Origin of the sequence: Bradyrhizobium sp. LTSP857, from assembly GCF_000938285.1 — a bacterium.
Taxonomy (GTDB): Bacteria; Pseudomonadota; Alphaproteobacteria; order Rhizobiales; family Xanthobacteraceae; genus Bradyrhizobium.
In genome coordinates this window covers 63240-84468 of the sequence record NZ_JYMS01000032.1, presented here as the reverse complement: position 1 = coordinate 84468, position 21229 = coordinate 63240, and the positions used below count along the sequence as shown (strand labels likewise).

Sequence of the window (21229 nt, the reverse complement as noted above, 5' to 3'; positions counted from 1 at the left end):
GGACGATTCCCGCCGCCGTTTCTGTTTCGGTGAAAACTACTCCGCCAGCGCGTTGTACTTCTTCAGCGACGCCTTCAAATCGGCCAGTGCTGCGTCCGGGTCGGCGCCGGCCTTCTTGGCACCGTCACCCCAGGTCTTGACCAGCGGATCGGCGGCCTTCTTCCAGGCGGCGGTCTGGTCCGGCGTCAGCTTGTAGACCTCGTGGCCCTCTTCCGCCTTGACCTTGTCGACACCGGCGTCCTCGAACTTGCCCCAGTACTCGCCGACCACGCCGGCCATCTCGGTCGTGCAGTTCTTGTCGATCGCGGCCTTCTGCTTGTCGGACATCGAATTGTATTTGTCCTTGTTGATCACGAACACGAAGGTCGTGGTGTAGAGCGGCGCCTCCATGTGGTACTTCGTGACCTTGTCGATGCCGAACAGCACCAGCGAGCCCCAGGGGAAGGTGACGCCGTCGGCGACGCCGCGCTCGATGATGTCGCGCACTTCAGGCGCAGAGGACTGCACATTGGTGCCGCCGAGCGAGGTGACGAAGTTCGCCATGGTGGCGTGGGCAGGACGGATCTTCAGGCCCTTCACGTCCTCCGGCATCACGATCTTCTTGGTGCGGGAGTGGAAGGAAGAGGGCGAGTGGACGAAGGCGAGACAGTATTTGACGTCCTTCATCTCCTTCTCGGCATATTTGCGATACCAGGCGTCGAGCCCCATCGAGCCGCCCTTGGCGTCCGAGATCAGGAACGGCAGCTCGCCGGCGCCGATAATCGGGAAGCGGCCGGGCTGGTAGCCGGGATTGACGTAGGTGACGTCGGCGATGCCGTCGCGCGCCATGTCGTAATGGTCGAAGGCCTTGCCGAGCTGCTGGGCCGGAAACACCTTGCCCTTGATGGTGCCGCCGGAGTCCCTCTCCACGGCGGCCGCCCAGTCTTCCAGCGATTTTTGCAGCGGATGCGAGGCTGGCACCCAATGCGAGATCTTGAGATCGAAGGTCTTGTCCTGTGCGAACGCAGGCGTCACGCTTGCTGCCAGCAGCAAAGCCAGACAGGCTTTTCTCATCACGCGTCTCTCCCTCTTTTCGACGGCGGGCTTCGATGGCCCGGCCTCTTTAGTTAACATGTTATCTAATTGGCCGGCGTGTTCAAGCCGGAAACTGGCGCGGCGTGCCGCCGCGTCATCTATGTCAGCCATGTTGCATGGATTTGTCGCGCTGCGGCGACGAGCATTCCCCTTTTGCCCAACCGTTATATGTTATAATTATCCTGCGTGGTCAGCAGCGACAAGCGCGACCGCGCCGCACCCTACAAGATCGGGAGGAGCAAGTATTGCGGACAAAAGTCGCAATCATCGGGGCCGGGCCGGCAGGATTGTTGCTTGGGCAACTGCTGCACACATACGGCATCGACAATGTCATTCTGGAGCGCCAAAGCCCGGATTATGTGCTCGGCCGCATTCGCGCCGGCCTGCTCGAGGAAGGAACCGTCGCGCTGCTCGACCAGGTCGGCGCCGGTGCACGGGCGCATGCCGAAGGCCTGCTGCATGAGGGCATCGAGCTTGCCTTTTCCGGCCGTCGTCATCGCATCGACATGAAGGCCTCGACCGGCAAGGCGGTCATGATCTACGGCCAGACCGAGGTCACGCTCGACCTGATGAACGCGCGCAAGGCGGCGGGCCTGCCCACGGTCTATGAGGCCAAGGATGTACAGCCGCATGATTTCGACGGCAGTCACCCGCGCGTAACTTACTTCAAAGATGGCGTCACCCACACGCTCGATTGCGACTTCATCGCCGGCTGCGACGGTTTTCATGGCGTCAGCCGCGCCAGCGTCCCGGCGTCGGCGATCGAGGAGTTCGAGCGGGTCTATCCGTTCGGCTGGCTCGGCATTCTGTCCGATACGCCCCCGGTCAGCCACGAGCTGATCTACTCCAACCACGCCCGCGGATTTGCACTCTGCACCATGCGCTCGGCGAAGCGCAGCCGCCATTACGTGCAATGTTCGCTCGACGACCATGTGGACCAGTGGCCGGATGACCGCTTCTGGGACGAATTGAAGCACCGGCTCGACCAGGAGGCGGCCGACAGCCTCGTCACCGGGCCGTCGATCGAGAAGAGCATCGCACCCTTGCGCAGTTTCGTCGCCGAGCCGATGCGCTTCGGCAAGATGTTCCTGTGCGGCGATGCCGCCCACATCGTGCCGCCGACCGGCGCCAAGGGGCTGAACCTGGCCGCAAGCGATGCGCATTATCTCGCAAGCGCTTTTCGCGAATTCTACGACGAGAAATCGAACGCCGGCATCGAAGCCTATTCGGCGAAGGCGCTGGCGCGGGTCTGGAAGGCGGTGCGCTTCTCCTGGTGGATGACCTCGATGCTGCACAAATTCCCCGACACCGGCACCATCGGCGCGCGCATCCAGCTCGCCGAGCTCGACTACGTCACGCAGTCCCAGGCCGCGATGACGTCGCTGTCGGAGAATTATGTCGGGTTGCCGTTTTAGGCGGCGGAGACGGTGCCGTAGGGTGGGCAAAGCGCAGCGTGCCCATCAACATTACATTCGTCGCGAGATGGTGGGCACGGCGCGTTGCGCCTTTGCCCACCCTACGAGATCGCGCGCCGCCTCCACATTGTGCCCATTTCAAACACCCGCGCAAATCACGTTTAAAACTTTGTAGGCGGTGAAACCGTCATCCACATCGCGTTCAATGGCGGTAACCCAACAGCGACGCGAGACACGCATGACCGACACCCTCATTCCCGACGGCTTCGAGCCGTTGTCCCGCAAGAGCCCGCTCACCGAACCCTGGGAGCCGATCTACGCAAAGAAAACTGAGAGAGCCGTCATCATCGGCCTGCGTCTGGCAAGGCCGCACACCAATGGCCGCGGCCTGATCCATGGCGGCCTGATCGCCGCGCTCGCCGACAACGCCATGGGCTACAGCTGCGCGCAGGTGACGAACTGGACCACGTCGTTCGTGACGGTCTCGCTCTCGATCGATTTTGTCGGCTCCGCCGAGATCGGCCAATGGTGTTCGATCGAGAGCGACGTGATCAAGACCGGCAAGACGATCTGCTTCGCGCAGAGCCTGATCAAGGCCGACGGCGTCGTGATCGCGCGGGCCAGTGGCACGTTCCGGGTGGTGCCGAAGCCTACCCAAACTTCCACTCCGCAGTCTCCACCACGAGATCGATGAACGCGCGCACCTTGGCCGAGAGCAGGCGCGAGGTCGGGTAGACGATGTGGATCGGCAGCACCGGCTGCTCGTATTTTGCCAGCACGATTTTTAGCTGCCCGCGCTTCAAGCCCTCGGCGGCCTGATAGGCCAGCACGCGCGTCACGCCGCCGCCGGCTTCGGCATATTGCAGGGCGGCGTCGGCGCTGTTGCTGATGAAGCGGGGAGACGGCGTCACCTCGAAATCGTGGCCGTCGCGCAGGAAGCGCCACGCGATCGAAGGGCCGAACAGGATGGTCTGGTGCTCCAGCAATGCCTCCGGAGCCTTCGGCTCGCCATGGCGCTTCAGGTAGCCCGGCGCGGCGACGACGATCCGCCGCATCTCGCCGACCTGGCGCGCGACCAGCGAGGAATCGGCGAGATGGCCGATCCGCACCGCGGCGTCGATGGCATCTTCCACGAGATTAACGAGGTTGTCCGAGAGCCGCAATTCGCAGGCGACCTCGGGATAACGCTTGAGATAGGCCGTCATCAACGGTCCGACATGCAATCGGCCGAAGCCGACCGGGGCCGACACCACCAGGCGCCCGCTCGGCCGGTTGCGCTCCTCCCGCGCGGACCCGTCGGCCTCTTGGACATCGGCGAGGATCCGCCGGGCGCGTTCGAGATAGCGCGTACCGACGTCGGTCAGCGTCACTTGCCGCGTGGTCCGCTGCAACAGCCGCGCGCCGAGATGTTCTTCCAGCGCCGCGATCAGCCGGGTCACCGCCGAGGGCGACAGCCGCAGCTTGCGCGCCGCCGGCGCAAAGCCGCGCAAGTCGGCGACGGTGACGAAGACATGCATGGCTTCGAGGCGGTCCATGGTATTATTGCATATATTGCAACGATGAAGTGTCAAGCGGGCTGATTGTTTTAACCGCCGAAAGGTCCATTTTAGCGAGCGAGAGACGCAGAAATGCGCCGGAATTTTCAGGAGATGTTCCGATGACAGCAGCAGCGCGTATTTATGCCAGCGATGTGGCCTTTACACCGGCCGTAAAGTCGATCCAGACCCGCAAGGGCTCGCGCGAGGCCTATGCCCGTGCCGAGCAGCACGGCTGGCGCACCGAGGTCGATGAGAAACTGGCTGGGTTCCTGGCCGATGCGAATAGCTTCTATTTCGCTACCGCCTCGGCGGACGGGCAGCCCTACATCCAGCATCGCGGCGGCCCGAAGGGCTTTCTCAAGGTGCTGGACAGGCAGACGCTCGCCTTTGCCGACTACGCCGGTAACCAGCAGTTTCTCTCCCAAGGGAATCTCACGGAGAATCCCAAGGCCTATATTTTCATCATGGACTACGCCCATCGCCGCCGGGCGAAGATCTGGGGCGAGGCGCGCGTGATCGAGGACGACGACGCGCTGACGGAGTCGCTGATGCCAAAGGGCTACCGGGCGCGGCCCGAGCAGGTGATCGTGTTCAAGATCGCCGCCTGGGACACCAACTGCCCACAGCACATTCCGCAAAAGTTCGACGCCGCGGATGTCGCGGCCGCGCTGGCGGCACGGGATCAGCGCATCGCGGAGCTGGAAGCGCAGGTTGCGGCGCTGAAGGGGCAGGCGACGGGAGAAGAGAGCTAGTCGTCGACATCGTCCTGCGTGCGGCCGAACAGGTGCACGATGCCGGGCGTTGCGATCGTCACGAACACGAAGCGCGAGAGGTGGTGGGCACCGACGAAGATCGGGTCGATGTGCAGCGTCAGTGCCAGCGCCAGCATGGCGTCCATCGCGCCCGGCGCAAAGGCAACGACGACGTCGGAGAATTTCACCTGTGTGGTGAGCGCCACGATGCCGACGAAGACGGCGGAGACGGCGATGGCCACCACGAATGAGCCCAGCGCCGCGTTGATGTGGCCGGCGAGCGTCTTGATCCGCATCCGGGCGAAGCGGCTGCCGATCAAGGCGCCGATACCGACCAGCGCCACGCCGCGGACCCAGTTCGGCAGGCCGCCCTCGACCCAGCCCGCGCCGTGCAGCACGCTGGAGCCGATCATCGCCCCGAACATCCAGCTCGCCGGAAATTTGATCAGCCGCAAGAGCAGCGATGCCGCCAGCGAGGCGGCGACCAGCTCCAGAAGATCGAGCGGCGAGGCGATCGCCGTCGTCAGCGACGGCGCGACGGACGGCGCCACTCCCGCGACCGCCAGCACCATCGGCAGCGCCGCGGTGAGGATGATGACACGCATGGTCTGCACCACCGCGATGCCCGGCAGGTCGGCGCCGCGCTCGACCGCCAGGATCGTGATCTGGGACAGCGCGCCGGGGCTGCCGGCGAGGAAGGCGGAGGTGCGGTCCCAGCCATGGACGCGCTGGAGGTAGTAGCTCGAGCCGAAGGTCGAGCAGAATGTCGCCAGGGCCAATAGGCCGATGGTCAGCGGGTAGGCGCTGACCTGCTGGATCAGATGGCGCGAAACGACGGAGCCCAGCGAAATGCCGAGCAGCACCAGCACGGTCTGGGTCAGGAGCGGCGGCACCGAGAGTTGGCGCCCGGCGATGGCGGCTATGCCGACCGCGATCATCGATCCCGAGATCAAGCCGCCCGGAAGGCCCGCGGCCAGGAACGCCAGGCCGCCGGCCGCGCCGATGACAAGGGTCTCCGCCGTGCTCAAGAGCTTGGCGCGGCTTGGCCATTCGAACGACAAGGAGGCGGTGATTTGCTTCACACCACCTTATTGCAAATCGGCGAGAGGCGCACAATTGCGGCTACGTCATGCCGCAATGCGCACGCCTCCCGCCGAAAGGCCGGGGAGATTTGTGACGGATTTACTTCTTGTCGGCAGCCGCGGGCGCAGCCGTGCCGGCCTTGGCGGTCTTGATGCAGTCGGAGCGGAATTTCTTGCGCTCCTTGCCATGCAAGCCCTTGGCGTCGGCCTGCTTGGAGCATTCGAGCGATTCGGCCGAGTGCTCCTTCGGCGCCTTCTTGTCGGTGGTCGCGGCAGCATCGGTCTTGGCGGCCGGCGCGGCGGTCTGCGCGAAGGCGGTGCCGGTGGCGAACAGGGAGGCAATCGCGACGACGGCGAGGCGGGAGGCGAGGGTCATGATGTTGCTCTTCTTGCGAGAATTGCGGAGGGGCGAGAACCTCGGCCCGCGTTGCTGAACGCGACATGAATAAAGCTGAACGGCACGATCACTATATTTTTGGCCCGAACGCCATCACTTCCTTGTCGGAAGCCCCCGGCACGCTAGGATAGCAGTCCTCGTTTTGCTTCCCTGAGGGAGACCAAGGATGACGATACAAACGAAATTATTGTGTGCGGTTGCGGCGTCGGGCTTTGCGGCGCTGGTGGTGGCCGCGCCGGCGCAAGCCCTGACCTCGCAGGAGTGCAGCGCGAAATATCAAGCGGCCAAGAAGGACGGCTCGCTCGGCACCACGAAGTGGAATGACTTCCGCAAGGCTCAGTGCGGTGCCGACGCAACGCCGGCCGCGGCACCGACGGCGGCGGCCCCGGCTGCACCCCCGCCTCCTGCCGAGCCGAAGACGGCTGCGAAGAAGGAAGCGGCTCCCGCAGCCGCCCCGGCGCCGACGATGCCAACGATGCCGATGGGCAACGCGGTCTTCCCGAACGCGGTTGATGCGAAATACGCCAAGGAGAGCGCTGGCAAGGCTCGCCTGCACACCTGTGTCGACCAGTACAATGCCAACAAGACCACCAACGGCAATGCCGGCCTGAAGTGGATCGAAAAGGGCGGCGGCTACTACAGCGAATGCAACAAGAAGCTGAAGGGCGCCGCCTGAGGCTTCGACGTGTTGCGGTGGCCGGAGCAAGGCTCCGGCCATTTCGCCCAGAGCATGATCCGGAAAAGTGCGCAGCGGTTTTCCGAAAAGATCATGCTCAAACAATGATCTAAAACGCGCTGACGATTCATCCTAATCGCACAGCGCTTTAGTCTAATAACTTCTCGGCCGATTTCGCCACGAGCTGTGACCGCTTGCGCGGGCCGCGCTCGACGAACAAGAGGCTCTGGCCGAAGATGAAGCAGTAGAACAGGAAGGCCTGCGCCTCGGCTTCCTCTGCTGCCAGCCCGGTCGCCCGATAAAGTTCGGCGACGTGCTTGAGCCGCGCCGCATCCACGCTCGTCACCGCTGCCGCGGCCCTCTCATCGGAGCGCGCCCATTGCCGGATCGCGAGCTCGATCGCCATGCCCTCCGGGTTGAGCCGCTCCGAATAGAGCTGGATCATGGCCTTCAACCGCTCGCGAGGCTCCTGCCCGTCGAGGCTGGTCTGCTGCGCGATTGCCGCCGTGCGGCCCTCGCTCCAGCGCGCCAGCATAACGTCAAGCAGCGCAGAGCGGTCGGCGAAACGGCGGTAGAAACCGCCCTTGGTGACACCCAGGTTCTTGGCGAGCACCTCGACCCGCACCCCCTCGACGCCTGCGCGAGCCAGCTCGGTAAACCCGGCCTCGACCCAGACATCGCCCTTGCCGTCGCTCATGAAGGAAGCCTTACCAGTTCTTGATACGGTGCCGTATTGCTAACGCGGGATGGCCTTGATACGCTACCGTATCAAAAATCAAAGGGCAGGGAATCGCGATGGCTACGTTCGAGCCGAAAAACCCGGGCTATCGCGCGGCGGCCATCGCCATGTTCGACGGCCAGCCGGCGATGCACACGCTCGGCATCGTGATCGTCCGCCTTGGGCCGGGCGAGGTCGAACTGGCAATGCTGCATTCGCAGGCTTTCACGCAGCAGAACGGTTTTGTCCATGCCGGCATCATCACCGCGGGGCTCGACAATGCCTGCGGCGTTGCTGCCTTCACCCTGATGCCGCACGAGGCCGACATTCTCACCGTCGAGTTCAAGACCACGCTGCTGGCGCCCGCCCGCGGCGAGCGTTTTGTGTTCAAGGCCGAGGTGATCAAGCCCGGCCGCACGCTGACCTTCTGCGAGGCCAAGGCGTTTGCCGAGCACGACGGCAAGACCACGCTGATCGCCACCATGACCGGCACGCTGATGGCGATGTTGCCTCGCGTTGCGGCTCCGAGGGTCGGGACGGTAGTCCACGCATAGTGCGGCAATTGACAAGCCTGCCGGTGCATCCCTTGATGCGTCATGCTTGCGAGTCTCGGTCTCATCCTGCTCTGTCAATTGATCGGCGAGGCCGTGGTTCGCGGCCTCGGCCTGCCGCTGCCGGGACCCGTGCTCGGCTTGCTCCTGCTCCTGATCCTGCTGCTCGCCCGCGACCGTTTTGTGCTGCTCGCGCGCGGGCCGCTGCGAAACGACGGGGTGGAGAGCACGAGCAAGGGGCTGCTGGCCCATCTGTCGCTGCTGTTCGTGCCGGCCGGTGTCGGTGTGGTGCAGAAGCTCGATCTGCTCGCATCCCACGGCGTCGCGATCATCCTGGTGCTCGCGCTCTCGGTGGTCGTCACGCTGCTTGCGACTGTGCTGACTTTTCGTCTCGTCAGCCGCCTGCTGCGGCAGCAGGACGTGCGATGACGGACAATCCGTTCTCGCTCTGGGTCTATCTCTCGCAATCGCCGCTGCTGTGGCTGACGGTGACGCTGTTGGTCTATGCGACCACGGACGCGGTGTCGCTGGCGACGCGGCGCCACCCGCTTGCCAACCCGGTGCTGCATGCGATGTGGATCATCGGCGCGTTCCTGCTCGCGACCGGCACGTCCTACACCACCTATTTCGCCGGCGCGCAGTTCGTTCATTTCCTGCTCGGGCCTGCCACCGTCGCGCTCGCCGTGCCGCTCTATGAGAACCGCAAGCGCGTCGTCGCCTCCATCGTGCCGATGCTGGTGGCGCTGGTCGCGGGTTCGGTTACTGCGGTGGTGTCAGTCGTGCTGCTGGCCGAGTTCGCCGGTCTGCCGCGCGACGTGGTGCTGTCGCTGGCGCCGAAATCGGTCACGGCCGGCGTCGCCATGGGCATCGCCGAATCCCTGCATGCGGATCCCTCGCTGGCCGCGGTCGCGGTCATTCTTACCGGCATCATGGGCGCGATCATCGTGACGCCGCTGATGAACCGCACCGGCGTTACCGATTTCCGGGCTCGCGGTTTTGCCGCCGGCCTTGCCGCCCACGGCATCGGTACGGCCCGCGCTTTCCAGGTCGACGAAATCGCCGGCGTATTCTCCGGCATCGCCATGAGCCTGAACGCCTTGGTCACCTCGTTCCTGGTGCCGATTGCGGTGACGCTGCTGGTGCGATGACATCGCGGCCACGACCCTCTATATGATCGGTAACAATTCCCGGTCCCGAGCCGTATTTGTGGCGATGGGACCGAAACGGGACGAGATATGACTGGATTCAGGAACAAGGGTTTGGGGCCGACCCGGCGTGCGGCACTGACGCTGATCGGGGCCGGCGCGCTGGCTGCCGGTGGAGCCACTTTCGCGCGTGCTGCTGCCGACGATGACGAGGTGCTGACCGAAGCCAAGGTGCTGCGCGATCCCGACGTGCCCGTCGCCGGCAATCCCGACGGCAACATCAGCATTATCGAATGGTCCGATTACAACTGCCCCTATTGCCGCAAGCTCGAGCCGGAGCTGCGCCAGGTCATCCAGGATGACGGCAAGGTGCGGTTGGTGATGAAGGACTGGCCGATCCTCGGTCCGGTCTCGGTCACGGCCGCGCGGATCGCGCTCGCGGCCAAATATCAAGACAAGTACCATCAGGCCCACGACGCCATGATGGGCGTCAGCTCGCGCCTGACCGAGCCGCGCATCAACGAGCTGCTCGCGGCCGCCGGTGTCGATATGGATCGTCTGAAGCATGATCTCACTGACCGCGCCAAGGACATCGATGCCGTCCTCAAGCGCAACAACGACCAGGCCGAGGCCTTCGGCTTCCGCGGCACCCCATCCTTCATCGTCGGCAAATATCGCGTGCCCGGCGTGCTCACCATGGCCGAATTCGAGCAGGTCATCGCCGACGCCCGTAAGGCCAAGATGAACTGACGCAGGCGAAGCGCTGATCGCAGCCAGCACAAAGGCGCCGCCGCGGATCGCGACGGCGCCTTGTTCATTGCCGGGCAGATTACTTCGACGAAATCCGGACCCAGTCCTTGTGCGCGCGATCTTGCAACGCGTTCCAGTCGGCCTTGGCGACATCCCAGTTCACGATGGTGCGATTGGCGGTCGCGACCTCGCCATTGGCGACCGACGACGTCTGCATGGAGTCATAGACATACACGCCGCAGCCGAGCAGCAGCGCGCCCAAAATCATTCCGAAAAAAGTCTGCATGGCGAACCTCCGGTGACGGGCAGATAACGTCGGCCCGGAGTGATGGTTCCGCGACAGTGCGGCGCAGGTAAGGACGGGTTGTTCACGCTCTATTCAGCCATTGCAGCAGCTCCGCGTTGATCTCGCGCGGATAGGTCTGGCTGAGGTCGTCGATCTCGCGATAGGTAACGTCGGCGCCGGCGGCCGAAAGCGCTGCTTGCGTCTGGCGCGCTGTCTGCACCGGAAACATCCAGTCGAGCTTGCCGTGGGTCATGAAGATCGGCAGGCCCTGTAACCGCGCAGCATCTGCCATTTCCGCCATCAGCGGATGGAAGGTCGCCGACACCGGCGCAAGATGGGTGAAGGGCGAAGCGCCGTCGAGCCCGCTGACGTAGCTGAAGGTTCCGCCGTCGCTCATGCCGGTCAGCAGCATGCGCGAAGCATCGATGGTCCAGCGGCTGCGCACGGCTTCGAGGATGCGCATGAGATTGGGCGTGTCGGTGTCGTCGCCCATCAGTGCCCAGGTCTGGCCGGTCGCGGTCGGTGCCACCAGGATCGCGCCAGAACTGCGGGCGTCGCGCAGCCAGCTCCACAGAAAGCCGCGGCCGTTGCCGCTGCCACCATGTAGTGCCATCACCAGCGGCATGGCGCGATCGGGCGTATAATATTCGGGCACATAGACCGAGAAGCCGCCACGGCTGCCGGGTTCGTTGTGATCGTGGAAGATGCCGGTGTGCTCGTTCGCGCCCTTCGCCAGCTGCGCCAGCAAGATCGCATCGTCGCGCGTCGCGGTGTTGAGAAAGAAGTTGCTCACCGGCGGAAACTGGGTCGACAGCGGATACAGTGCTTCCTGCGCGCGGGGCACATGGCGTAGCGCACGGAAGACCGCGACCAGATCGCCGTTGCCGCGTTCGACCTCGCGCAGGCCGGCGAAGGCGGCGAGTGTTTCGTTGCAGGCGCCATCGAGCCGGTTGCGCAAGCCGGCAAATTGCTCCGGCCACTCGCCGATCGCGCCACGTGCCGCTTGCAGCGCCTCGTCCGGTGCGCCGATCGCGTTCATCACGGAGGCGAAGGCCGGTGGATGCAGATGCCGTCCGAAGAAGCCGAGTGCTTCCAGCGCGTTGAGCAACGGCGGCAGCACGGCCACGATGTCGTCGACGACAGCCTCGGTCATCGCCGCTTCCTCTGCTTGGAGTCAGTGCAGCTTCGGCGCCTTCAACAGCTTGAAGCGATCGGTCGACGTCACCGTGACATCGAAGGTGACGCCCTCGTGATGCACGGTGAGCGGCACATCGACGCCGGCGGCGCCGAGCCCCCACATTTTCTGGTAGAAGGCCGTCTGGCTCGTGATCTTCTCGCCGTCCACAGCGAGAATGACGTCGCCGGTCTTCAGCTCGGCGCGGGCGGCGGGGCCGTTGGCGGAGATTCCGATCACCACGACGCGGTTGTCGATTTCGGTCGAATAGAGCCCGAGCCAGGGCCGTGCCGGCTTGTTGACGCGACCGAACTTGCGCATATCGTCGAGGATCGGCTTCAACAGGTCGATCGGCACGATCATGTTGACGTGCTCGGCCTTGCCATCGCGCTCACGCTCGAGCTGGAGCGAGCCGATGCCGATCAGCTCGCCGCGCGCATTGATCAGTCCGGTGCCGCCCCAATTCGGATGGGCGGGATGGGTGAACAAGGCCTCGTCGAGCAGATACTCCCAGTAGCCGGCGAACTCCTGCTTGGCCACGATCTGGCTCGCGACCGATCGCGTCCGCCCGCCCGCGCCGCCGACCACGACGCGGTCGCCGAGCCGGGTCTCCGCCGACGAGCCGAGCGGCAAGGGCTCGATGTCGAGCCGGCCGAGCGCCTGCACCAGGCCGAAGCCGGTGACGGCGTCGAAGCCGAGCACATGTCCTTCCACCACGCGCCCGTCGCCGAGATGCAGCCATACCGACTCTGCTTCGGTGATGAGATAGCCGATGGTCAGCACCAGCCCGTCGTCGATCACGACGCCGTTGCCGGCGCGCTCGGTGCCGAGCGTCTCGGCGCTGAAGGCGTCCGGCGGGATGATGGCATGCAGGCCGACGACGGAAGCGAGCGCACGGTCGAGGTCGAAGCCGTAGTCGCTCGCGCGCGGCTGATTGGCCGGCGGCACTCTCCATTCGGTCAGAGCGGGCATGGAGTTCTCCTGATCTTTCTCTTGGCGCTTTGACGTAGCTCGCGCGCGCGAGAAGCGCCGCGTGAAATCAAAGACAATCTATGCCGCAAACGCCTCCCTTTAAAGACCGCCATGCGTGGACCGGTCGGGAAATGCCGAAATATTGGACCGACCGTACCTTGTAGGTCTAGGTGTGCGCGCGAAAAGACATTGTCGGGTCCATGTGGCAAGCGTATCGTTCGCCATCTGTGGAACAACCCATGAGCGATGACAAGAATTTCGATCGATCAGCTTTGGAGAATGCACTGGCCGAACTCGGCCGCAGGGCGTTCGCCGCGGGCCGCACTGTCGAAATCGTGGTTTACGGCGGCTCGGCCCTTCTGCTGACCTTGAACCGGCAGATCAACACCGGGGACGTCGATGCGGTATTTGAAGGAAACAGGGATTTCATCAAGAAGCTGGCAACCGAGATGGCTGAGGAGTTCGGGTGGGATGAAAACTGGTTAAACGACGGTGTGAAGGGGTGGCTGAGCAATAGAGACGCTGATCCCGACGTGAAGGCTCTGTTTAAGACCTACCCCACCGAGGAACAGCCGGGCCTCCGCGTCTATACCGCAAGACCAGAATACTTGTTTGCCATGAAATGCCGGGCGATGCGTGTCGGCGGTGTCGAGACGAACTCGGACATCGACGACATCAAGCTGCTCGCCCGCGCGATAGGCATCAAGAACAGCCAGGACGCATTGACGCTGGTTGAGAAATTTTACCCGCAAAACGTGCTTCAACCCAAGACCCGGTTGGGTCTCGAGGAGATATTTTCGAATCTCGAGATTGACCCCGACAAGGATCAAACGCCTTCTTCGTCGAGTGAGCCATGAGCCTGTTTAGCAAGAAGCCTGCAACGCTGAGTGAGGTCGTTCGTCGTGTAAGAGCTGGCGAGCAGCAGTTCGACCCGTCGCTTCGCGAATTTCTCGATTGGTTTTACATGAGCCCGCATTCGCGTCAGCAGGCGATCGAAGAACGACCCGCTTCTATCGATGCCGTACACGACGCTTATGCGGCGGCAGTCGCGGAGCACCTTGCGCGCGTTTATGGGTTGCAGATACCGGAATGGACCGAGATTCACGGCATCGGGCTTCGCGAACCATTCTTCGCTGGCGGCCTACAATCTCTGAAGGGAGTGCTGGTTGCCGAGAGTCCGACGGCCTTTCGGCGACGCCTTCTGTTCGTAAGCAAAGACGCGCTGTCCAGGCCGAGAATGTAGTTTCGCCGTGGTTCTCGCGCGGCCAGTCGCCTTCGGCTGCGCCGTAAGCCCCTGCCGGGGCCGCATGGCTGGTGTCCCCGCCGCTGCTAGGCGGACCATTCCGAAGCTGCTAACCATTGCCGCTTCGTTTGACCAAGGGATCACGGATCGAAGCATGGACAATCGCAGCGACATCTGGCGTGGCATCGACACCATCAAGGGACGTTTCATCGACCTCAGCGACAAGGTCTGGGGCATGCCCGAAGTGTGCTACACCGAGGCGCGGTCCGCCGCCGAGCATCTCACTGAGCTGCGCCACCAGGGTTTCCGCATCACCGAGAACGTCGCCGGCATTCCGACCGCGGTGTTGGGCGAGTGGGGCGAGGGCGGACCGGTCATCGCCTTCATGGGCGAATATGACGCGCTGCCGGGCCTCAGCCAGGAGGCCGGCGTCGCCGAGCACCGTCCGGTCGAGACCGGCGGCCACGGCCATGGCTGCGGTCACAATCTGCTCGGCTCCGCGGCCCTGCTTGCCGCGACCGCGGTGAAGGACTGGCTCGCCGAGAACAAGGTGCCGGGCCGCGTGCGCTATTACGGCTGTCCCGCGGAAGAGGGGGGCGCGGCCAAGGCATTCATGGTGCGCTCCGGTGCGTTCGAGGACGCCGACATCGCCATCACCTGGCATCCGCACAGTTTTTGGGAAGTTGCGGTGACGCCGTCGCTCGCCAACACCCGCGCCGACTTCATCTTCACCGGTCGCACCTCGCATGCTGCGGCCTCGCCCCATCTCGGCCGCTCCGCGCTCGACGCGGTGGAGCTGATGAATGTCGGCGTGAACTACATGCGCGAGCACATGCCGAGCGATGCGCGCGTGCATTACGCGGTACTCGATACCGGCGGCATCGCCCCCAACGTGGTGCAGGCCCATGCGCGGGTGCGCTACTCCATCCGCGCCCGTGATCTGCCCGGCATGAACGAGCTGGTCGGGCGCGTGAACAAGATTGCGCAGGGGGCAGCCCTGATGACCGAGACCAAGATGGAGATGAAGATCATCTCCGCGGTCTCGAACATCCTGCCGAATACGCCGCTCGAGCAGGCGCTGCACCGGGTCATGGAAGAGCTCGGACCGCCGCATTTCGACGACGCCGACAAGAGCTTTGCCAGCGAGATCCGCGCGACGCTGACCGACAAGGACATTGCCTCCATCTATTATGCGATCGGGATGGAGCCGACCGATCGGCCGCTGGCCGACTTCCTGGTGCCGCTCGATGCCAAGCGCAATCCGCTGGTCGGCTCGACGGATGTGGGCGATGTGAGCTGGGTGGTGCCGACTGTCCAGGTCCATGCACCGACGGTTGCAATCGGCACGCCGTTCCACACCTGGCAGGTGGTGGCGCAGGGCAAGAGCCCGCACGCTCACAAGGCCATGGTGCAGGCGGCCAAGGCCATGGCCGGCCTCGGCATCAAGGCGTTGACGGAACCGAAGCTGATCGAGGCCGCGAAAGCGGACCTGACGAAGCGGACGACCAAGACGCCCTATGTCTGCCCGCTGCCGGACCATGTCGCGCCGCCGCTCGACATGTCCGTGGTGTAGAATTTCGTCTCGTTACTTCGTCTGATCTGGCGAACAAATTTTGCGCAGTGCAACGTGGTTTCCGGCGCGTTTTGACGCCGGAATGCCGAACGCTTGGGCTGCGGCACGCAGTTTTGCCCAACGGACAGCCAGAAGACCGTTTGCATACACACGGTCGCAGTTGACGTCTGCCCTATTCAGTGTGCCATCTACCGCCAGCCAAAACCCGGCGGCCGCCGCGCGGCCGCCTGCATCCATACGAAACCAGGACGGGGACAACCATGCTGGATAAAGAACTGCGTTCGATGATCGGCGACGTGAAGGACGGGCGGATGGATCGCCGAGCCTTCATCCAGCGCCTGGCTGCCGTCGGCCTCACCGCTCCCCTTGCGAACCAGATCCTCGCCATCGGCGGGGTGGCGATGGCGCAAAGCCCCAACGTCTACAAACCGACCAAGCGTGGCGGCGGCGGCCCGCTGAAGCTGTTGTGGTGGCAGGGCCCCACGTTGCTCAATCCGCATTTCGCCACCGGCACCAAGGACCAGGACGGCTCGCGCATCTTCTACGAACCCCTCGCGAGCTGGGACGAGGAAGGCCATCTCAACCCGATCCTCGCCGCCGAAATCCCCTCGCTCAAGAACGGCGGCCTCGCCGCCGACGCGAAATCGGTCGTATGGAAGCTCAAGCCCGGCGTCAAATGGCATGACGGCAAGCCGGTGACTGCCGACGACCTCGTCTTCAACTGGGAATATGCCACCGATCCCGCGACCGCGGCTGTGAGCGTCGGCTCTTACGCCGACATCACGGTGGAAAAGGTCGATGACCTCACCATCCGTATCCTGTTCAAGAATCCGACTCCGTTCTGGGCCAATGCATTCGTCGGCGCCTATGGCTGCATCATCCCGAAACATCTGTTTGCGGAGTACAAGGGCGGCAAGTCGCGCGAGGCGCCGAACAATCTCAAGCCGGTCGGCACCGGTCCCTACAAATTCGTCGAGTTCAAGCCGGGCGACCTGATCCGCGGCGAGATCAACCCCGATTATCACATGGCCAACCGGCCCTATTTCGATTCGATCGAGCTCAAGGGCGGCGGTGATGCCGTCTCGGCGGCCCGCGCCATCATCCAGACCGGCGAATATGACTATGCCTGGAATATGCAGGTCGAGGACGAAGTGCTGCTGCGTCTCGAGAAGGGCGGCAAGGGCAAGACCATCTATGCGATCGGTGGCGATATCGAGTTCATTGCCGTCAACTTCACCGATCCCAACACCGAGGTCGACGGCGAGCGCTCGTCGCTGAAGACCAAGCATCCGATCCTGTCGGAGCCGAAGGTGCGCCAGGCGCTCGCGATGCTGGTCGACCGTGATTCCGTCAAGAAGGCGATCTACGGTCGCGCGGGCCGCACCACCGCGAACTACCTCAACGGCCCCGAGGAGTTCGTGTCCAAGAACACCAAATGGGAGTTCAGCGTCGAGAAGGCGGGCGCGCTGCTGGACGAGGTGGGCTGGAAAGTCGGCGCTGACGGCATCCGCGAGAAGGATGGCAAGAAGCTGAAGCTCTTGTTCCAGACCTCGATCAACGGGCCGCGGCAGAAGACCCAGGCGATCGTCAAGCAGGCCTGCCAGAAGGCCGGCATCGACATGGAGCTGAAATCGGTCGTCGCCTCCGTGTTCTTCTCCTCCGATGTCGCCAACCCCGACACTTACGCCCACTTTTATGCCGACATCGAGATGTTCCAGATCCCGATGGCGCAGCCCGATCCGGCCTTGGCCATGCGCCGCTATCACTCGCGCTATGTCGCCACCAAGGAGAACAAGTGGCAGGGCCAGAATTTTCCGCGCTGGATGAACAAGGATTATGATGCCGCGATCGATGCCGCCGAGAACGAGATCGATCCGCTCAAGCGCGCCGACCTCTACATCAAATGCAACGATTGGATGTGGCAGGACAACGTGATGATTCCAGTGATGCATCGCATCAAGGTGGGCGCCGCGTCCAACACGCTGCATCCGGTGGTCAGCGGCTGGGCCAACGACCTGGATAATCTCCAGGACTGGTACCGGGAGGCCTGAGGACGGTCGTTCAAGCGGATTGTTCTCATGAGTCAATACATCCTGCGCCGTCTGATGATCGCGATTCCGAGCCTGCTCGGGATTTCGCTCGTCCTGTTCGTCGTCCTGGCGCTCGCGCCTGGCGACCCGTTCAGCGAGCTCGCGACCAATCCGAACGTGCCGCCCGAAGTGCAACAGGCGCTTCGGGCCAAGTTCGGTCTCGACGATCCGATCTACCTTCGCTACCTGAGCTGGCTCTCCGCCATGGCGCGTGGCGATTGGGGCTTTTCATTCGTCAGCCGGATGAACGTCGACACGCTGATCCTCCAGCGCCTGCCGGCCACGCTCTATGTGGTTGGCTCGTCGCAGTTGCTGGCCCTGTTGATCGCCATCCCGGTCGGTGTCTATGCAGCCACGAGGCCCTATTCGATCTTCGACCAGGTCGCCAACACCTTCGCCTTCATCGGCTTCTCGCTGCCGACCTTCTTCACCGGCATTCTGTTCATCCTGATCTTCTCGGTGAAGCTGGACTGGCTGCCCTTCGTCTACACCACCGACATCAAGGCGACCGGCATTCATTGGGTGATCGAGCAGGTGCGCCAGGCCATCATGCCGGTGATGGTGCTCGGCCTGTTCCAGGCGGCCTCGATGACCCGCTTCGTGCGCTCGGCGATGCTCGACGTGATCCGCCTCGACTATGTCACCACGGCGCGCGCCAAGGGGCTTGGCCAGCGTATCGTCATCATCAAGCACGTGATGCGCAATGCCATGATCCCGGTGGTGACGCTCGTCGCGCTGCAGATGCCGGCGGTGTTCGGCGGCGCCATCGTCACCGAGCAGATCTTCCGCATTCCCGGCATCGGATCGCTGCTGATTTCCTCCATCCTCGCCAACGACACGCCGGTCATCATGTCCGTGACCTTCGTGTTCGCGTGTCTCGTGGTGTTGTTCAACCTGATCGCAGATGTCCTTTATGGCTGGCTTGACCCTCGCATCTCCTTCCGCTGAGCGGCGGACCTACTCGCCTTGGCGGGAGACCTGGCGGCGCTACCGCCGGCATCGGCCGGCCGTGGTCAGCGCGTTCCTGCTGCTGATCCTTATTGCTGCCGTGTTGCTCGGTCCCTTCGTCTGGCGTGTTTCCATCAACGACATTGACGTCGTGGCGGGCATGCAGGGTCCCTCGCTCGCCCACCCGTTCGGCACCGACGATCTCGGTCAGGATATCCTTGCCCGCATGATCTATGGCGGCCGCATCTCGCTCGCCGTCGGCTTGGCGGCGATGTTGGTCTCGGTGCTGGTCGGCACGCTGATCGGCGCGGTCGCGGGCATGTCGCGTGGCGCACTTGGCCACGTCCTGATGTGGGTGACCGACCTGTTCCTGTCGCTGCCGCAGCTGCCGCTGCTGTTGCTGCTGATCTATCTCTTCCGTGACGGTCTCAAGGCCGCGTTCGGTCCCGAAGGCGGCATCTTCATCCTGATCGTGCTCGTGATCGGCGGGTTGCGCTGGATGCCGGTGGCGCGGCTGGTGCGCGCGCAGTTCCTGTCGATCCGCGAAAAGGAGTTCGTCGAAGCCGCGCGTGCGCTCGGCGCAAGCCAAGTGCGGCAGGTGGTGCGGCATATCCTGCCGAATGCGGTCGGTCCCGTGATCATCGCGGGCACCATCGACGTCGCCGCCGCCATCATTGCGGAGTCGACGCTGTCGTTTCTCGGCCTCGGCTTTCCGCCGGATACCCCGACCTGGGGGCGCATCCTCTATGACGCCAAGGATTTCCTCGACATCGGCCCGCACTGGGCGCTGTTCCCCGGCGCCGCCATCTTCATCGCGGTGGTCGCGATCAATTTCATCGGCGACGGCCTGCGCGACGCGCTCGATGCGCGAAAGGTGATCTGATGGTGCCGTTGCTCCAGATCAAGGGCCTGAAAACCCACTTCTCCACCGACGACGGCATTTTGCAGGCCGTCGACGGCGTCGACATCTCCATCAACCGGGGTGAGACGCTCTGCGTGGTCGGCGAATCCGGCTGCGGCAAGACCGTCACCGCGATGTCGATCCTGAAGCTGATCGCGATGCCGCCGGGCCGCATCGCGGCCGGCGAGATCATCTTCGAGGGCCGCGACCTGGTGCCACTGACGAGCAACCAGCTCGACGAGATCAGGGCCAAGGAAATCGGCTTCATCTTCCAGGAGCCGATGACCTCGCTCAATCCGGTGCTCACGATCGGCGAGCAGATCGCCGAGAGCCTGCGCCGCCATGAGAACGTCACCAGAAAGCAGGCGCTCGATCGCACCATCGAGATGCTGAAGCTGGTGCAGATCCCCAATGCCGAAGGTCGCGTGCACAACTATCCGCACCAATTCTCCGGCGGCATGCGCCAGCGCGTGATGATCGCGATGGCGCTCGCCTGCAAACCTAAGCTGATCATCGCCGACGAGCCCACCACCGCGCTCGACGTCACCATCCAGGCCCAGATCCTCGACCTGCTCCAGGACATGAAGGAGCGTTTCGGCATGGCGGTGATGCTGATCACCCATGCCATGGGTGTCGTGGCCGAAACCGCGCAGCGCGTCGTCGTCATGTATGCCGGCAAGGTGGTGGAGGAGGCTGATGTCGACGATCTCTTCGCCTCGCCCGGTCATCCCTATACTCAGGGCCTGATCCGCTCGATCCCGCGCATCGATCTCGACAGCGAGCACAAGACGCGGCTCGAGACGATCGGCGGTTCGGTGCCGATCCTGATCAATCCGCCGGTCGGTTGCCGCTTTGCGGCGCGCTGCCGCCACGCCATGAACATCTGCATCGAGAAGGAGCCGCTGTTGCGCGAGATCGCGCCCGGTCACCGCATGGCCTGTCATCTCGGAGATGTGCATGTGGGAGCCGCGTCATGAGCGAACCCTTGCTGCGCGTCTCCAATCTGAAGAAACATTTCCCGGTGCTCGGCGGATTGCTGTCGCGCCAGGTCGGCACCGTCTATGCGGTCGATGGCGTGTCGTTCTCGGTCAATCGCGGCGAGACGCTTGGCCTTGTCGGCGAATCCGGCTGCGGCAAGTCGACGACGGGACGTTGTGTGCTCCGTCTGATCGAGCCGACCGACGGCGAAGTCGAATTCGACGGCCAGGATGTGCGCCAGCTCAGCGGCAACGATCTGCGCGCGATGCGGCGGAACATGCAGCTCGTGTTCCAGGACCCCTTCGCCTCGCTCAATCCGCGCATGACGGTCGGGGCGATCCTCGGGGAAGCGCTCGTCATCCACAAGCTTGGCGCGTCGGCCAAAGAGCGTGAGGAACGGGTCGCGAGCTTGCTGGTCAAGGTCGGCCTCAAGGCCGAGCACATGCGCCGCTATCCGCATGAATTCTCCGGCGGCCAGCGCCAGCGCATCGTGATCGCGCGCGCGCTCGCGGTCGAGCCGAAACTGATCGTCTGCGACGAGCCGGTGTCCGCGCTCGACGTCTCGATCCAGGCGCAGGTCATCAACCTGCTGGAAGATCTCCAGGCCGAGCTGAATCTCACCTATCTCTTCGTCGCGCACGACCTCTCGGTGGTCGAGCATATCTCCGACCGCGTCGCGGTGATGTATCTGGGCCGGATCGTCGAGCTTGCGAAGGCGAACGATCTCTATCGCAATCCGCAGCATCCCTACACCAAGGCGCTGCTCTCCGCTGTGCCGGTGCCAGATCCCAAACTCAAGCGCAACCGCGTTCGTCTCAAAGGCGACGTGCCGAGCCCGATGAAGCCGCCATCAGGCTGCCACTTCCACACCCGCTGCCCGATCGCTCAGCCGCGCTGCGCGGAAGTCGCACCGGAGCTGAGGGAGGGGGCGGGCGGACACTTTGTCGCGTGTCATCTGGCCTGAGG

Annotated in this window: 24 protein-coding genes; 16 read left to right on the top strand and 8 right to left on the bottom strand. The window is 63.8% G+C overall.

From position 1 onward, the window contains the following. Positions 1-36 precede the first annotated feature (36 nt). Positions 37-1053: a TRAP transporter substrate-binding protein gene (locus tag UP06_RS21185; protein WP_045005448.1), complete on the bottom strand. Its 1017-nt coding sequence runs from the start codon at positions 1051-1053 to the stop codon at positions 37-39. 266 nt (positions 1054-1319) lie between these two features. Here UP06_RS21185 and pobA point away from each other — a divergent pair, with 266 nt between their 5' ends. Further along, entirely contained in the window at positions 1320-2489 is a 1170-nt protein-coding gene (gene pobA, locus UP06_RS21180) for a 4-hydroxybenzoate 3-monooxygenase (protein ID WP_045005445.1), read from the top strand. A 238-nt stretch (positions 2490-2727) separates the two neighbouring features. Continuing rightward, positions 2728-3183 (top strand): PaaI family thioesterase, encoded by a 456-nt coding sequence (locus tag UP06_RS21175; protein ID WP_045005443.1) that lies wholly within the window; start codon positions 2728-2730, stop codon positions 3181-3183. Here the strand turns inward: UP06_RS21175 and UP06_RS21170 are convergent. Beyond that, positions 3140-4024 carry a LysR family transcriptional regulator gene (locus tag UP06_RS21170; RefSeq protein WP_045005441.1) on the bottom strand — a complete coding sequence of 295 codons (885 nt, stop codon included), beginning with the start codon at positions 4022-4024 and terminating at the stop codon, positions 3140-3142. The two genes, UP06_RS21175 and UP06_RS21170, sit on opposite strands and share 44 nt — an antisense overlap. Positions 4025-4146: 122 nt before the next feature. On the opposite strand from UP06_RS21170, the gene UP06_RS21165 reads away from it, so the two are divergent. Continuing rightward, positions 4147-4779, top strand: coding sequence for a pyridoxamine 5'-phosphate oxidase family protein (locus UP06_RS21165; protein ID WP_045005439.1), 633 nt, complete (start codon positions 4147-4149; stop codon positions 4777-4779). Here UP06_RS21165 and UP06_RS21160 read toward each other — a convergent pair. Beyond that, complete coding sequence (locus UP06_RS21160) at positions 4776-5861, bottom strand: AbrB family transcriptional regulator (protein ID WP_045005437.1); 1086 nt, start codon at positions 5859-5861, stop codon at positions 4776-4778. The genes UP06_RS21165 and UP06_RS21160 overlap by 4 nt on opposite strands. Positions 5862-5961: 100 nt before the next feature. Beyond that, complete coding sequence (locus tag UP06_RS21155) at positions 5962-6237, bottom strand: PsiF family protein (RefSeq protein WP_045005435.1); 276 nt, start codon at positions 6235-6237, stop codon at positions 5962-5964. Positions 6238-6424: 187 nt separating this feature from the next. On the opposite strand from UP06_RS21155, the gene UP06_RS21150 reads away from it, so the two are divergent. Next, on the top strand, positions 6425-6934 hold the full coding sequence (locus tag UP06_RS21150) for a hypothetical protein (protein WP_045005434.1): 510 nt from the start codon (positions 6425-6427) through the stop codon (positions 6932-6934). A 148-nt stretch (positions 6935-7082) separates the two neighbouring features. On the opposite strand, the gene UP06_RS21145 is transcribed toward UP06_RS21150, so the two are convergent. Then, entirely contained in the window at positions 7083-7631 is a 549-nt protein-coding gene (locus tag UP06_RS21145; protein WP_045005432.1) for a TetR/AcrR family transcriptional regulator, read from the bottom strand. Between the two features lie 98 nt (positions 7632-7729). On the opposite strand from UP06_RS21145, the gene UP06_RS21140 reads away from it, so the two are divergent. The 4 genes from UP06_RS21140 (at position 7730) to UP06_RS21125 (ending at position 10098) form a co-directional block, all read left to right on the top strand. Next, positions 7730-8206, top strand: coding sequence for a PaaI family thioesterase (locus UP06_RS21140; protein WP_045005430.1), 477 nt, complete (start codon positions 7730-7732; stop codon positions 8204-8206). Between the two features lie 42 nt (positions 8207-8248). After that, complete coding sequence (locus tag UP06_RS21135; RefSeq protein WP_045005428.1) at positions 8249-8632, top strand: CidA/LrgA family protein; 384 nt, start codon at positions 8249-8251, stop codon at positions 8630-8632. Continuing rightward, the gene (locus tag UP06_RS21130; protein WP_045005426.1) at positions 8629-9351 is read left to right on the top strand and encodes an LrgB family protein; all 723 of its coding nucleotides are present in this window, start codon (positions 8629-8631) and stop codon (positions 9349-9351) included. Before UP06_RS21135 ends, UP06_RS21130 begins: the two co-directional genes overlap by 4 nt. A gap of 87 nt (positions 9352-9438) precedes the next feature. Then, complete coding sequence (locus UP06_RS21125; RefSeq protein WP_045005424.1) at positions 9439-10098, top strand: DsbA family protein; 660 nt, start codon at positions 9439-9441, stop codon at positions 10096-10098. Between the two features lie 79 nt (positions 10099-10177). Here UP06_RS21125 and UP06_RS21120 read toward each other — a convergent pair whose 3' ends face one another. From UP06_RS21120 to UP06_RS21110, 3 genes are all read right to left on the bottom strand, one after another. Further along, positions 10178-10384: a hypothetical protein gene (locus tag UP06_RS21120; RefSeq protein WP_045005422.1), complete on the bottom strand. Its 207-nt coding sequence runs from the start codon at positions 10382-10384 to the stop codon at positions 10178-10180. Positions 10385-10466: 82 nt separating this feature from the next. Further along, positions 10467-11537, bottom strand: coding sequence for a carboxylesterase family protein (locus UP06_RS21115; protein ID WP_045005420.1), 1071 nt, complete (start codon positions 11535-11537; stop codon positions 10467-10469). A 21-nt stretch (positions 11538-11558) separates the two neighbouring features. Beyond that, positions 11559-12530: a S1C family serine protease gene (locus tag UP06_RS21110; RefSeq protein ID WP_045005418.1), complete on the bottom strand. Its 972-nt coding sequence runs from the start codon at positions 12528-12530 to the stop codon at positions 11559-11561. Between the two features lie 239 nt (positions 12531-12769). On the opposite strand from UP06_RS21110, the gene UP06_RS39265 reads away from it, so the two are divergent. The 8 genes from UP06_RS39265 (at position 12770) to UP06_RS21070 (ending at position 21227) form a co-directional block, all read left to right on the top strand. Beyond that, complete coding sequence (locus tag UP06_RS39265) at positions 12770-13387, top strand: hypothetical protein (RefSeq protein ID WP_050031887.1); 618 nt, start codon at positions 12770-12772, stop codon at positions 13385-13387. Further along, entirely contained in the window at positions 13384-13773 is a 390-nt protein-coding gene (locus UP06_RS21100; RefSeq protein WP_045005415.1) for a hypothetical protein, read from the top strand. The genes UP06_RS39265 and UP06_RS21100 overlap by 4 nt, the downstream gene beginning before the upstream one ends. 154 nt (positions 13774-13927) lie before the next feature. Continuing rightward, on the top strand, positions 13928-15346 hold the full coding sequence (locus tag UP06_RS21095; protein ID WP_045005414.1) for a M20 family metallopeptidase: 1419 nt from the start codon (positions 13928-13930) through the stop codon (positions 15344-15346). Between the two features lie 260 nt (positions 15347-15606). Continuing rightward, positions 15607-17397, top strand: coding sequence for a peptide ABC transporter substrate-binding protein (locus UP06_RS21090; RefSeq protein WP_045005412.1), 1791 nt, complete (start codon positions 15607-15609; stop codon positions 17395-17397). 27 nt (positions 17398-17424) lie between these two features. Next, positions 17425-18384: an ABC transporter permease gene (locus tag UP06_RS21085; protein WP_045005410.1), complete on the top strand. Its 960-nt coding sequence runs from the start codon at positions 17425-17427 to the stop codon at positions 18382-18384. Next, entirely contained in the window at positions 18350-19267 is a 918-nt protein-coding gene (locus UP06_RS21080; protein ID WP_045005408.1) for an ABC transporter permease, read from the top strand. Before UP06_RS21085 ends, UP06_RS21080 begins: the two co-directional genes overlap by 35 nt. After that, complete coding sequence (locus tag UP06_RS21075; protein ID WP_045005406.1) at positions 19267-20262, top strand: ABC transporter ATP-binding protein; 996 nt, start codon at positions 19267-19269, stop codon at positions 20260-20262. Before UP06_RS21080 ends, UP06_RS21075 begins: the two co-directional genes overlap by 1 nt. Then, the gene (locus UP06_RS21070) at positions 20259-21227 is read left to right on the top strand and encodes an ABC transporter ATP-binding protein (protein ID WP_045005404.1); all 969 of its coding nucleotides are present in this window, start codon (positions 20259-20261) and stop codon (positions 21225-21227) included. Before UP06_RS21075 ends, UP06_RS21070 begins: the two co-directional genes overlap by 4 nt. Positions 21228-21229: the final 2 nt, after the last annotated feature.